This window comes from Pseudomonas oryzihabitans (genome assembly GCF_014522265.1).
GTDB lineage: Bacteria > Pseudomonadota > Gammaproteobacteria > Pseudomonadales > Pseudomonadaceae > Chryseomonas > Chryseomonas aestiva.
Genome location: NZ_CP017024.1, coordinates 732,849 through 745,987 on the forward strand (window position 1 = coordinate 732,849; position 13,139 = coordinate 745,987).

The following is a 13,139-nucleotide window of genomic DNA, read 5'->3' on the forward strand; positions in this document are numbered from 1 at the left end:
ACCTCGCTTTTCGCGGTAACCGCCTGCCTCCCGGTGATCCTGGTGGCGGGCGTGGTCATCATGAACGTGCGCAGTCAGGCCACCGGCGACTTCCTCGACGGCAGCGGGCGCGAAATCCGCCAGATCGATCGCAACATCCAGCAGTTCTTTGCCGGCATCCAGCAGAACGTCGACTTCCTCGCCAAGGAGCCGAACATCCTGGCCCTGGAGGGGCTGAAGAACTACAGCGGCGCCGATGCCGCCCAGATCCCGCAACCGGCAGCCGGCCAGCAGGCGCTGAGCTATTTCACCCGCTTCGCCAAGACCCATCCCACCACCGCCTACCTGTCGGTGGGCCTGGCCGATGGCGGCTACGTCAGCTGGCCGGACGACGCCAAGCTGGCCAACTACGATCCGCGCGTGCGCCCCTGGTACCAGGCGGCCATGAACAATCCGGGCAAGGTGGTGCGCACCCCGGCCTACTACTGGGCGACCGACGACGTCTCGCTGATGGGCGTGGTACGGACCATGGAAGACGCCAGCGGCAAGGTCCGCGGCGTGGTGGGCCTGGACATCTCGCTCAAGCAGCTCACCGACCTGGTCAAGAGCATCACCCTGGGCCAGAGCGGCTACCTGATGCTGGTGGAAGACAACGGCAACGTGCTGGTCGACCCCCGCGATCCCAAGCACAACTTCAAGCAGCTCAAGGAGCTGGGCGACGCCTACCAGACCCTCAGCGGCATCCAGAGCGGGCTGGGTGAGGTCAATCTCAACGGCACCGACTACATGGTCAACGTCTATCAGGCCAAGGACCTCGGCTGGAAATTCATCGGCCTGATCGAGCGCAGCGAAGTCATGGGTAAGGCCACCGCCCTGACCTGGCAGATCGCCGGCATCACCGCGGTGCTGGCGCTGCTGTTCGCCGTGCTCGGCGCGGCCTTTGCCGGCATGATCGTGCGGCCGATCCGCGGTGTCTCCGCCGGCCTGGAATCCATCGCCCAGGGCGAAGGCGATCTGACCAAGAGCCTGAACGTGCAGGGCAAGGACGAAACCGCCGCCCTGGCGGGCTGGTTCAACCAGTTCCTCGCCAGCATCCGCCAGCTGGTGCAACGCATCGGCCAGGCCTCCAACGATCTGCAGCAGGCCTCGCAGACCACCACCCAGGCGGCGGCCAGCATGAACGAAGTGGCCGGGCGCCAGCGCGAAGCCGTGGAGCTGGTCTCCACCGCCTTCAACGAGATGGTCGCCACCTCCAACGAGGTCGCGCGCTCCTGCAGCCAGGCCGCGGCCTCCGCCGACGCCGGTCATCACAAGGTGCAGGAAGGCTACGGCCAGATCGAGAAGGCCACCGGCAACGTCAACCGCCTCAGCGGCAGCCTGGCCCAGTCGGCCCAGGCCATGGCGGTGCTGGAGCAGGACAGCCACAACATCAACACCATCCTCGACACCATCCGCGGCATCGCCGAACAGACCAACCTGCTGGCGCTCAACGCTGCCATCGAAGCGGCGCGGGCCGGCGAGCAGGGGCGCGGCTTCGCCGTGGTGGCCGACGAAGTGCGGGCCCTGGCCAAGCGCACCGCCGACTCCACCGGCGAGATCGACGGCCTGCTCGGCAGTCTGGCGCGGCGCACCCAGGAGGTCACTCGCCAGATCGAGACCAGCCTGGAGCTGTCGCAGACCAGCGTGACCTCCATCAGCGAGGCGCGTGGCAGTTTCGAGGGCATCCGCCAGTCGGTGGACGAGATCCGCGACCAGGCGCTGCAGATCGCCGCGGCGGCCGAGGAACAGCATCAGGTGGCCGAGGACATCAACCGCCACATCGCCCAGATCCACGACGACGCCCAGCAGGTGGAAGGCCTGGCCCAGTCCACCACCCGCGACTCCTCGCGCCTGTCGCAACTGTCGGGCGAACTGGATGGCCTGGTAAGGCGCTTCAAGGCCTGATGACTTTTTGGCGGTAACAGAAGCCCCGCGGGTTATTCCGGCGGGGCTTTTTGTTGGGCGGGATGTCGGTGGCGCGTGGATAAGGCTGCGCCGTTATCCGCCCTACGGACGTTGAACCTACCCACTGCGCCGAACGGCCCCCTCCCCCTGGGAGAGGGCTGGGATGAGGGTGCCTCTAGCAAAACCGTAGCGTGGAAAAGGGCGCAGCCTTTTCCCCTGAGTATCGAACACCCCGTTGGGCTTCGCTCAACCTAGCCTACGACGCTGGTGGTAGCAGAAACCCCGCGGGTGATCTTGGCGGTTTTTTTGTTGGGCGGGATGTCGGTGGCGCGTGGATAAGGCTGCGCCGTTATCCACTCTACGCAAGCTCCCGCGCTGGATTGCCCCCTCCCCCCCCCTGGGAGAGGGCTGTGATGAGGGTGCCTCTAGCAAAACCGTAGCGTGGAAAACGGCGCAGCCTTTTCTACTGCTGGATCTGGAAACCCCGTTGGGCTTCGCTGCGCTCAACCCAGCCTACGACGCCATGACGCGGTCCCGATACACTCCCCTCAAGCTCCGGACGGCAAGCCCTGGTCGCGATCGCCACGCAGGCTGCTATGGGCGGCCTGGCAGATCTCGCGCAGGCCGCTCTTGAGGCCTTCTTCGAGGGTGGGGTGGTAGAAGGGCATGTCGAGCAGCGAACTGGCGGTCTCGCCATGGATCAGCGCCAGCACCAGCAGATGGCCGATATGGTCCATGCCCGGCCCGACCATGGCCGCGCCGGTGAGCTTGCCGGTGCCCGGCTCGGCATAGAAACGGGCGATGCCCTGGTTGCGCGCCTCGACCCGGGCGCGGCCCTGGTCGTGGTAGGAAGAGGTGCCGATCAGACTGCCTTTGTCGGGCGGACTGCCCAGCACGGCCACCGGCGGATCGGTGAAGATCAGCGAAAACAGCGGCGACCTGGGGGTGGGTCGGACCTCGGGATAGCAGGCGGCATTGTGCCCGGCGATGGCGCCCTCGTCGGAGGCCTCATGGAGGATCGGCCGGTCGTGGTCGGCATCGCCGGCGATGAAGATCGACGAAGAGCCGCACTGCAGCGTCTCAGGGTCGTAGACCGGGGTGCCATGGTCGTCCAGCTCGATGCCGGTGGTTTCCAGCCCCAGGCCCTTGAGCCGTGGCGGTCGCCCGGCGGCCACCAGCACGTAGTCGAACGCGCCCTCGCCGCTCGCCGCGCCGGACCAGGACAATCGCACGCCCTCGCCTTCGCGGCGGGCGTCCACCTCGACGTCCAGCAGCAAGGTCAGGTCCTGTTCCAGGATCTTGCGCAACTCGGCCTTGACCTCCAGATCCTTGAGCGCGCCCAGGCCATCGTCCTGGCCGAACAGGGTGACGGCCACGCCCAGACGGGCCATGGCCTGGGCCAGTTCCAGGCCCACCGGACCGGTGCCGATCACCGCCAGGGAGCGCGGCAGATCGGGCAGCTCGAAGATCGTCTCGTTGGTCAGCGCCCGCTCGCCCAGCGCGGCGAAAGGTTCCGGCACCAGGGGATAGGAGCCGGTGGCGATGACCACGCTGCGAGCACTTATAGTCTTACCATTACTGAGCTGTAGACGATCCGCCGCCACGAAGCGCGCCGTGGCCTGCTGGGCCACGCCCGTGGGCAACTTGGCGAAACCCTGCTTGGTGGCGGCGACGAAATGGTCGCGCTCACGGCGTACCCGCGCCATGACCGCCGCGCCATCGACGCTGACGCTACCCACTTCGATGCCAAAGGTAGCGGCACGGCGGACAGCGTGATGAGCCTCACCGGCAACGATCAGCAGCTTGGAGGGCATGCAGCCCACGGAGGCACAGGTAGTCCCGGCCCAGCGATCGTCGATCAGCAGGGTCCGCGCGCCCTGGCGCCGGGCGGCGCGTTCGGCGGCGAGGCCGGCGGTTCCGGCGCCGATCACGGCGACATCGCAGTCGAGATCGGCAGAGCTGGAAGGGGCTGCGGGATCACTCATCTCATCACCTGACGTTGCGAAGGATTAACCCGACTCGCGCCAGGGCTCCAGCAAGGGACCCCAAGCGCAGCGTTGAGGTTGCATTCCCAAGGCGTGACCCACTTCGACAAAAAACCGACAATTCTTGTCAGGACTGTCAAATTCCATGCCACTCGTCACTTTATACTGGCGAACTGGAACCATTGAGGGTGTCCTATCCTCAATTAGCCAACTTAAATGGACGCAGGCACTCACATGGAACGTGACATCAGCAAGATTCCGCTCATCAACGATTGGTCCTACCTGATCGCCCTGGAAACCGGCCTGTTCACCCGTGGTGAACTCAGCGGCGTGGTACTCAAGGCCCTCAATGACCAGGCTCGTCTGCTCTCCCGTCGCTACCTGGTGCAGAAGTCCAAGCTGGATGTGCGCAAGCTGTCGCCGGCCGAGACCGAGATCCTCGATACCCTCAGCGACACCGCCGCCAGTCTGAGACGCCGCCAGCGGCTGCCGCACAACATCGTCAAGAGCCTCAGAGCCGGCGGCCTGATCGCCGCGGTCGAGCGCAGCGTCTGCGCCTCGGGCATCCTGCAGTGCCACAACGGCTTCTACGAAGACGGCCTGGAGCCGGGCGCCTTCGAACAGATCGTCATGCGCCATCCGCATGAATTCGGCGATCACGCCCGCCAGAGCGCCGCCCTCTATTTCGCCCAGGAACCCTTCGCCCTGGAACAGTCGCAAGACGTGCACGAACAGCCGCTGCAGGCCAGCGCCTGATGAGCGAGGCGTACGCAACGACCGGGGCGGCCGGGAGGCCCCAGACCCCGATCGCCTGCGCGCGCCTCGCCGCCCCCGTTCCTTCTTGCAGTACCGCTTTTCCGGAGTCCTGGCGCATGACGCCCGCTTTCGCGCCGCTCAGCCCCCCATAGCGCCCCTGCCCTCGCCGGCCGACCGATCGCGCTGATCGCGTCGGCTGTCGCCCTTTCGCTGCCGGTCCAGCCGGCAGCGGCCTTTGCCTGCGCGCGTCTCACGACGGGCGTTTCCGCCGATGCCGTCTGCGTCGCTGTCCGCCTGGAGTTCGCTCCCGGGCGGCGGCCGCGGCATGGGCCACGGCTGCGAGGAGCAGACATGACCACCGCTCACGTCCCCCACGGACGCAACAACTTCGATTTCCTGAGATTCGCCGCGGCGTCCACCGTGGTGATCGGCCATGGCTTCTGGCTCTCGGGACACATCGGCGCCGAGCCGATCCTCAATTTCACCGGCTTTACCGACGCGGCCAATATCGCCGTCTATGTGTTCTTCGTGATCAGCGGCTTCCTGATCACGGCGTCCTTCCAGCGCAGTCGCAATCCCCTGGACTTCATCCTCAAGCGCGCCCTGCGGATCTTTCCGGCGCTGATCGTCTCGGTGCTGTTCTCGGTGCTGGTGGTGGGCTGGCTCGCCACCAGTCGCGAGACGAGCGCCTACTTCAGCGATCGCCAGACCCTGGGCTTCTTCAAGAACATCCTGCTGATGACCCGCTTCGAGCTGCCCGGCGTCTTCACCGGCAATCCCTTTCCGGACACGGTGAACGGCAGTTACTGGACCCTGCCCTACGAGGTGTTCATGTACCTGTCGCTGCTGATCATCGGCGTGCTGGGGCTGCTGACCCGCTCGGTGGTCATGGCCACTCTGGTGGTGCTGGTGCTGGGCAACTTCCTGCTGCTGCCGCAGATGGGCGTCGCCAGTTTCGTGCTGCACAAGGTGTTCAGCCTGGGGATGTTCTTTTTCGCCGGCGCCCTGCTGCAACTCGCGGGGCCGCGCATCCCCTGGCGCCTGGATATCGCCCTGGCGCTCTGCCTGCTGTCGCTGGCGGCCATCGTCTGGCATATCCTGCCGGTGATCCACCTGGTGTCGCTGGCCTATGTGATCATCTACCTGGCCCAGGTGCAGGTACCGGTGCTGCACGGCTTCGGCCGCTTCGGCGACTATTCCTACGGCCTCTACCTGTTCAACTTCCCGGTCCAGCAACTGCTCATGCACTGGTTTCCCGACAGCTTCTCGCTGCCCGGCTTCCTGCTGGTGAGCTACGTCCTGACCCTGGGCTTCGCGGTGCTCTCCTGGCACCTGATCGAGGCGCCGGCGCTGAGATTCAAGCCGCGCCGCCAGGCCCCGACCGCGCCGGTGGCACCGGCCTGACCCCGGATGGCCGGTCGCCTCAGCCGAGGCGACCGGCGAGGGCGAAACCGGCCAGGGTCAACAGCAAGGATCCCAGCACATGGATGGTGATGGTGAGCGCCGCCCAGCCCAGGCGACCGCTCTGCAGCAGCCCCACCACCTCGGCGGAAAAGGTCGAGAAGGTGGTGAAACCGCCGCAGAAGCCGGTCACCAGCAGCAATCGCCACTGGGCTTCCAGCCCCGGATAGCGGGAAAACAGTCCCAGCGCCAGACCGATGACGAAGCCGCCGACCAGGTTCACCAGCAGGGTGCCCAGGGGCAGCAGTGGGAACAGCGCATTCAGCCGCAGGCCGACCCACCAGCGACAGGCGCTGCCCAGGGCACCGCCAACCATCACCGCGAACAGCGCATAGGGCATCTCAGGTTCCTCTCAACGACGGCGGGCGGCCAGGAGCAGGACGGCAATGCCGGCCAGGGCGGACAGCAGCGACCCCAGCAGCACGCCGATCTTGACCTCGTCGACCAGGAAGGGCGCACCCGGAAAGGCCAGGGCACCAATGAACAGACTCATGGTAAAGCCAATGCCGCAGAGTAGCGCCACGCCATAGAGCTGTAGCCAGCTGGCACCTTCGGGCAGTCGCGCCAGACCGCTGCGGATGGCCAGCACCGCCATCAGCGTGATGCCTACCTGCTTGCCGAGAAACAGCCCCAGGGTCACACCCAGCGGGACCGGATCCAGCAGGTTGGCGGGCGACATCCCGGCCAGGGACACCCCGGCATTGGCGAAGCCGAACAGGGGCACGATCAGAAAGGCCACCCAGGGGTGCAGCGCGGACTCCAGCCGGAGCAGCGGCGAGGCATCGTCGGCCTCGGTATCGCCCAGCGGAATGAACAGCGCCAGGATCACCCCGGCCAGGGTCGCATGGATGCCCGAGCGCAGCATGCAGAACCACAGCAGCGCCCCGACCAGCAGATAGGGCAGCAGGGCGGTGACCTTGAGGCGATTGAGCAGGAACAGCACGGCCACCAGACCGGCCGCGGCCAGCAGCATGGTGGTGGAGAGGTCGCTGGTATAGAACAGCGCGATGATCAGCACGGCGCCGAGGTCATCGAGGATCGCCAGCGCCGAGAGAAACACCTTGAGCGATGCCGGCACCCGCGAACCCAGCAGCGACAGCACACCGAGGGCGAAGGCGATGTCGGTGGCGGCGGGAATGGCCCAGCCGGCGAGCGTCTGGGAGTCGTGGCGATTGACCAGGGCATAGAGCAGCGCCGGCACCAGCATGCCGCCCAGGGCGGCGAGACCCGGCAGGGCGCGATCGCCCCAGCTGGCGAGTTGGCCGACCGCCATCTCGCGCTTGATCTCCAGCCCCACCAGCAGGAAGAAGATGGCCATCAGGCCGTCGTTGATCCAGTGACCGAGCGAAAGGCCACCCACATACCAGTGCAGACTGGCGAAATAGCCGTCGGCCAGCGGCGAGTTGGCGACGATGAGGGCGATGGCCGCGGCCACCATCAGCACGATACCGCCGGCCGCTTCGGCGGCGCAGAAGCGATTGAGAAAGGCCAGGGCCTTGGCGGGGGAAGGCAGAGGTGACATGGGCAGCAGGACTCCGCGCGGCGGCCCGACCTGCGCTCGATTCAACCTGTCCTACCGCACGATTGCGGCGACACCCAGCCGATAATCCTACTACGGCAGCGCGGGTGGTCGCAGCAGAAAATCGCCTCACGGTGGCGGGCGCTCTGGGACGCCGCCTGGCCGCTTGCGGTGGCGGCCCGCGGTCTTCGCCGGTATTGCCAGGGCTCCGTACAGGGAGGACCATCAGCGCCCGCGTTCTGCCCAGCAGTTGCTAGCCCATGCCCCAGGAACCCCTTACGCCGTCTCCCTCCCTCTTCGCCCGTCTGCTCCAGGGCCTGCGTGCCTTCTGGCCAGCGCCCTTGCCCATCGACGGTCGCGAACGCCTGCGCGCCAGCCTGGGCGCCGGCCTCGGCATCCTGCTCGCCGCGCTCCTGGCGGCCTGGTGGCTGGAAGGCCAGCCGGTGCATCAGCATGGCGCCCTGGCGCTGGCCCTGGTGGCGCCGCTGGGCGCCAGCGCCGTGCTGGTGTTCGCCCTGCCCTCCAGTCCGCTGGCGCAGCCCTGGTCGGTGGTGGGTGGCAATACCCTGTCGGCGCTGATCGGCATCGCCTGCGCGCTGTGGATTCCCGAAGCCAACCTGGCCGCCGCGGTGGCGGTTGCGCTGGCCATCGCCGCCATGTTCACGCTGCGCTGTCTGCACCCCCCGGGCGGCGCCTCGGCGCTGCTGATGGTGCTGATCGGCGCCCAGGATTTCAGCTATGCCTGGAGTCCGGTGGCGCTGGACTCGCTGCTGCTGGTGAGTGCCGGCCTGCTCTACAACAACCTGACCCGGCGCCCCTGGCCCCATGTGCCACGCCCGGCCGAGCCGAGCGGCGAGACGCGCCTGCAGCGCGCCGACCTGGACGCCGTGCTGGCGCGCTACAACCAGGTGCTGGACATCAGCCGCGACGACCTCGCCGAATTGCTCGAACAGGTGGAGGCGCGTGCCTACCAGCGCAAGATGGGCGAATTGCGCTGCGCCGATGTCATGAGCCACGAACCGGTGACGGCCCGTGCCGAGATGCCGCTGCAGGAAGCCTGGGCGCTGATGCGCGCCCGCCGCATCAAGGCGCTGCCGGTGGTGGATCGCCAGGGCCATCTGCTGGGCATCGTCACCGTCGCCGACTTCATGCGGCAGATCGACCTGGACGTCCACGAAGGCCTCGGCTGGCGCCTGCGCTCGCTGGTCCGGCCGAAGGCCCGCCAGGACGAAAACAGCGTCGGCCACATCATGACCCGCACCGTGCGGGTGGCCAGCGCCGACCGCCTGCTGATCGACCTGGTGCCGGTGTTTTCCGAGAACGGCCACCGCCACATCCCCATCATCGATGGCTCGCGCCGCCTGGTCGGCATCATCACCCAGTCGGATCTGATCCGGGCGCTGTACCAGGCGGTGCGGGCCTAACCGCATTCAACTGCCCTCGGCTGGGGCTCTGCAGCGAACCTCGCCGCGTTTTCGCCGTCTCAAAGGCACTGTCGCCCATTCCGGGCGACCTGCCAGGAATGTTCGGATGAAAACCGGTCCCTCTCGCGCCTCCCCGTTCTCCGCGCCTCGTGCGCTGCTCGCCAGCCTGGTCCTGGGCGGCGGTCTGCTGCTCGCGGGCTGCGCCGGCAATCCGCCGACCGCGCAGATGGCCGTGACCCAGTCGGCCGTCAACGAAGCCGTGAGCGGCGGCGGCAACCAGTTCGCTCCGATCGAGACCAAGTCGGCCCAGGACAAGTGGACCCAGGCCCAGGCGGCCTTGTCCAACGAGAAGTACGACGAAGCCAAGCAACTGGCCGAGCAGGCCGAGTGGGATGCCCGCCTGGCGACCCGCAAGACCCAGGCCGCCAAGGCCGCGGCGGCGCTGCAGGATGCCCAGAACAGCATCCAGCAGATCCGTGAGGAAGGTCAGATCAACCTGCAGCTGCAACAGAATCTACAGAAAAAGGTGCAGCAGTAAGGCTGCCCGCTCTCTTGAAGGACGAAACCATGCGTAAACGTTTTCTGCTCCCGCTGATGTCGGCGCTGACCCTGACCCTGGCCGCCTGCGCCACCCCGCCCAACCCCAATCTGGAAAAGGCGCGCAACGACTACGCCGCCCTCGAATCCCAGCCCCAGGCCACCCAGCTGGCGGCACTGGAAACCAAGGATGCCGGCACCTGGCTGGCCAAGACCGACAAGGCCTACAAGGACGGTGAGAACGAGCGCACCGTCGACCAGTTGGCCTACCTGACCCAGCAACGCATCCAGACCGCCATGCAGACCATCAAGCTGCGCATGGCCGAGGTCGAGCTGAAGAAGGTCGACGCCCAGCGCGGCGAAACCCGCCTGAACACCCGCACCGAGCAGCTGCAGCAACTGCAGAAGGCGATCAAGTAAGGTCGCGCGTCGCGGAGCCCCAGGGGCTCCGCAACCACCCTCCCCTCAGCCGTCCTGACGGCGAAGGCGCCCAGCCGATTCGGCCTGCCCCGCAGACTTGCCCAGGCGATCCTGCTGCACCAGATAGCGCTCCAGTGCCTCCAGATCGGTGATGGCGGTCTCCCGTCGATTGCTGCCGTCCCTGAGCAGGGCTGCGCCATCGCCGCCGTCGGCGAGGAAACTGTTAGCTACTATCCGATAGCGGCGATCGTCGGCCAGCGCTTCGCCATTCAGGCGAATGCTGCCCGGTACGACGCGCTGCCCGACCGGGCGACGTCCATCCCATACATAGGTGAAGCCTTCCGATACCTGCAGTGGCCTGGCGTCAGGATCGCGACTCCATTGCTGCTCCAGCAGCTCGCGCAGCTGGGCGCCGGTCAGATCGATCAGGGTCAGGGTGTTGGCGAAGGGCTGGCAGCTGGCGAGCTGAGCATAGGTCAAGCGCGACTGCCCGGGCACCAGGGCCAGTTCGTTGCGGATGCCGCCGCTGTTCATCAGGGCGATCTGGGCACCTTGATCGCGAACGGCCGCCAACTGGGCATCGGCGATGAGATCACCCAGGGCACTTTCTCCAGCGGTGTCGTAGCGCGGCTCCAGACGGGATACACCCAGGCGGGCAATCGGACGCTCCAGCACCGTCTTGCTGCGGGCCACGACCCCGGCGACCCAGGCCGCCAGTTGCGGATCCGGCGGATAGTGCCCCGGGACCACCGGCAGGTTTTCCATCTGAACCCCTGTCACACGTCGCTGGTGCGGATCGATCTGCAGGCTCACATGGCTGACCAGCTGACCATAGGCGCCGCCCTGGAATACCGGCATCCGGCCTACATGGCAGGTATAGGCCTTGTGACTATGGGCGCTGGCGACCAGGTCGATGGCAGGGTCCAGGCGCTTTACCACCTCGACGATCGGCCCCTGGAGGTCCTGGCAATCAGGACCTCCCGCCAGGCTGGTACCGCCCTGGTGGATGATGGCGACGATGGCGTCAACCTTTCGAGCCTTCAGCTCGGGAATCACTGCATTGATGCTATCCGCCTCGTCCGTCACCTTGAGCCCGGCCAGCCCCTTCGGCGAGACCACCTGGTCCAGCGCCTTGAGCACGGCCCCAACGAAGGCGATCTTCTGCCCGTGGGCCTGGAGGATGCGATAGGCCGGGAACAACGGCTGGTTGGTGCGCGCGTCCAGCAGGTTGGCCGCTAGATAGGGAAAGCGCGTGCCCTGCCAGCGCGGCTCGAACTGGCAGGCCTTGGCTGGTCGGCTGGAATCGCAGCCGCCCCGGACCTGGCGCAGCAGCTCGGCCTGGCCATTGTCCAGCTCGTGATTGCCCACCGCCGAGAGTTGCAGGCCGAGCAGGTTCATGGCCTGCAGGGTGGGTTCGTCGGCCCACAGCGCGGAGACCGCAGGACTCGCGCCGATCAGATCGCCACTGCCGATCACCAGGGTCTGGGGATCCTCCTGGCGGAGGTGATCGATGAGCCCGCCGACGTTGGCGATACCGCCCATGAGCTGTCCCTTGCGTCCCTGGTCGAACAGCGCCGGATTGGGTTCCAGATAGCCGTGGAAGTCGTTGATCAGGGCCAGGTTGACCGTGACCGGTTGGGACGGTGGGCTGGCACAGCCGGTGAGTAGCAGGGCCAGAGCAAGAGACGCGGGGAAACGAAGCAACATGAAAGAACTCCGGGCAAGAACCTCAGGCTAGAGCGGGCGGCTCTACACAGGGCGGGGCAGCATGACGAGCTTTTATGACAGTTCCTGCTCGTCCAGAAAGTGACGCCAAACTGTCAGCGCAACGCAAGAAATCGGTCGCGGAAGCGTCAAGGACGGTTGTTAGGGTCTCCGGCTTCCGACCAACGGTAGACCCCGACCATGAAAGCCTGGGACGAACCCAAGAAGCGCAAAGCCCATATCGAACTCATTCCGATGATCGATGTGATGATGTTCCTGCTGGTGTTTTTCGTACTCATCAGCCTCAACGTGATTCCCGCCCTGGGCATCAAGACCCAATTGCCAGGCGCCAGCAGCGCCGTGCAACTCAAACCACAGAACAAGGCCATCGTCACCCTGGCCGCCAGCGGCGATCTGCAGCTCGATGGCGAGCCCCTGACCCTGGCCGAGTTGCCCGGGCGACTCGAGGCGCAAGCCAAGCCCGACAGCCAGACCACCATCATCATCAACGGCGACAAGGCGGTCGCCATCGAGCGACTGGTGGAGGTTATGGACAGCCTCCGCCAGGGTGGCTTCAACGCCATCTCCATCGCCACCCGCAAGCCCTGACCATGTACGCCCTCTATCGCTCCCGCCATGTCCTCGGCTGGTTGCCGGCGGCGCTGGCAGCCGTGCTCATCGCCTGGACCCTGCAACGGGTGCCGCTGAAGATCCAGCCCAGCTACGACGAGCCGCCGGTGCAGCTCGCCCTGGCCGAACCCGAGCCCGAAGCGCCGACACCACCGGTGCCGGAAGTAGAGACACCGCCGCCACCGCCAGTCCTGGAGCCCGAACCCGAGCCCACGCCGGACGTGCCGCCAGTCGTGACGGAGCAACCGGTCGCCCCGCCACCACCGCCCAAGCCACGGGTGGAGCCCAAGCCCCAGCCGAAACCGAAGCCCAAGCCGCGGGTGGAGCACCACCCCAAACCCGTGGCCAAGCCACAGCCCGTCGCGCCCCCGTCGCAACGCCGCCCAAGGCGATGGAAGCTGCGCCGCACCCTGTACCGCCTGCCCCACCGCCACCCAAACCGCGAGTGGATGCCCAGGCCCTGGAAGGCGGCTACCTGCACGGCGTGCGCGGTGATCTGGAGCGCTACAAGCAATACCCCACTGGCCGCCAGGCGTCCCTGGAGCGCCCCAGCGGCAAGGTGGTGGTCTGGCTGCTCGTCGACCGCAACGGCAAGGTCCTCGACCGCGGCCTGGAAGAGCGCGCCAGCAGCATGCTACTCAATCGCGCCGCCACCAGCAGCCTGGCGCGCATCGAGCAGGTCAAGCCCTTCCCACCGGAGGCCTTCGCCGGACGCAGCCAGCTGCGCATCACCGCCACCTTCGACTATTCGCCCCGTTAACCACCAGCCTTTCGAGGATT

At 66.8% G+C, this 13,139-nt stretch carries 10 protein-coding genes and 3 pseudogenes; 9 read left to right on the forward strand and 4 right to left on the reverse strand.

The features are described 5' to 3' along the window. Positions 1-60: 60 nt before the first annotated feature. Positions 61-1,068: pseudogene (locus tag BGI51_RS23945) on the forward strand (cache domain-containing protein); the annotation flags it as partial. 87 nt (positions 1,069-1,155) lie between these two features. Beyond that, positions 1,156-1,923, forward strand: a complete 768-nt coding sequence (locus BGI51_RS23950) for a methyl-accepting chemotaxis protein (protein WP_372240067.1) — start codon at positions 1,156-1,158, stop codon at positions 1,921-1,923. 548 nt (positions 1,924-2,471) lie between these two features. On the opposite strand, the gene BGI51_RS03450 is transcribed toward BGI51_RS23950, so the two are convergent. Beyond that, complete coding sequence (locus BGI51_RS03450) at positions 2,472-3,908, reverse strand: dihydrolipoyl dehydrogenase (protein WP_187980318.1); 1,437 nt, start codon at positions 3,906-3,908, stop codon at positions 2,472-2,474. A 234-nt stretch (positions 3,909-4,142) separates the two neighbouring features. On the opposite strand from BGI51_RS03450, the gene BGI51_RS03455 reads away from it, so the two are divergent. Together BGI51_RS03455 and BGI51_RS03460 are read left to right on the forward strand one after the other, a co-directional pair. Then, positions 4,143-4,664: a hypothetical protein gene (locus BGI51_RS03455; protein WP_187980319.1), complete on the forward strand. Its 522-nt coding sequence runs from the start codon at positions 4,143-4,145 to the stop codon at positions 4,662-4,664. Positions 4,665-5,015: 351 nt separating this feature from the next. Further along, the gene (locus BGI51_RS03460) at positions 5,016-6,068 is read left to right on the forward strand and encodes an acyltransferase family protein (RefSeq protein ID WP_187980320.1); all 1,053 of its coding nucleotides are present in this window, start codon (positions 5,016-5,018) and stop codon (positions 6,066-6,068) included. A 19-nt stretch (positions 6,069-6,087) separates the two neighbouring features. On the opposite strand, the gene crcB is transcribed toward BGI51_RS03460, so the two are convergent. After that, the gene (gene crcB, locus BGI51_RS03465) at positions 6,088-6,465 is read right to left on the reverse strand and encodes a fluoride efflux transporter CrcB (RefSeq protein WP_187980321.1); all 378 of its coding nucleotides are present in this window, start codon (positions 6,463-6,465) and stop codon (positions 6,088-6,090) included. 12 nt (positions 6,466-6,477) lie between these two features. Continuing rightward, on the reverse strand, positions 6,478-7,647 hold the full coding sequence (gene nhaA, locus BGI51_RS03470) for a Na+/H+ antiporter NhaA (protein WP_187980322.1): 1,170 nt from the start codon (positions 7,645-7,647) through the stop codon (positions 6,478-6,480). Positions 7,648-7,904: 257 nt separating this feature from the next. Between nhaA and BGI51_RS03475 the strand changes: the two genes are divergently transcribed. The 3 genes and pseudogenes from BGI51_RS03475 to BGI51_RS03485 all read left to right on the forward strand — a co-directional run. After that, positions 7,905-9,068 (forward strand): HPP family protein, encoded by a 1,164-nt coding sequence (locus BGI51_RS03475; RefSeq protein ID WP_187980323.1) that lies wholly within the window; start codon positions 7,905-7,907, stop codon positions 9,066-9,068. Positions 9,069-9,174: 106 nt separating this feature from the next. After that, positions 9,175-9,606 carry a DUF4398 domain-containing protein gene (locus BGI51_RS03480; RefSeq protein ID WP_187980324.1) on the forward strand — a complete coding sequence of 144 codons (432 nt, stop codon included), beginning with the start codon at positions 9,175-9,177 and terminating at the stop codon, positions 9,604-9,606. A gap of 29 nt (positions 9,607-9,635) precedes the next feature. Then, a pseudogene (locus tag BGI51_RS03485) lies at positions 9,636-10,019 on the forward strand (DUF4398 domain-containing protein); the annotation flags it as partial. A 51-nt stretch (positions 10,020-10,070) separates the two neighbouring features. On the opposite strand, the gene BGI51_RS03490 reads toward BGI51_RS03485, so the two are convergent. Then, on the reverse strand, positions 10,071-11,732 hold the full coding sequence (locus BGI51_RS03490) for a bifunctional metallophosphatase/5'-nucleotidase (protein WP_187980326.1): 1,662 nt from the start codon (positions 11,730-11,732) through the stop codon (positions 10,071-10,073). 198 nt (positions 11,733-11,930) lie between these two features. On the opposite strand from BGI51_RS03490, the gene BGI51_RS03495 reads away from it, so the two are divergent. Beyond that, positions 11,931-12,338 (forward strand): ExbD/TolR family protein, encoded by a 408-nt coding sequence (locus BGI51_RS03495; RefSeq protein ID WP_187980327.1) that lies wholly within the window; start codon positions 11,931-11,933, stop codon positions 12,336-12,338. Between the two features lie 2 nt (positions 12,339-12,340). Further along, positions 12,341-13,119, forward strand: a pseudogene (locus BGI51_RS03500) (energy transducer TonB family protein). The last annotated feature ends 20 nt before the right edge of the window (positions 13,120-13,139 follow it).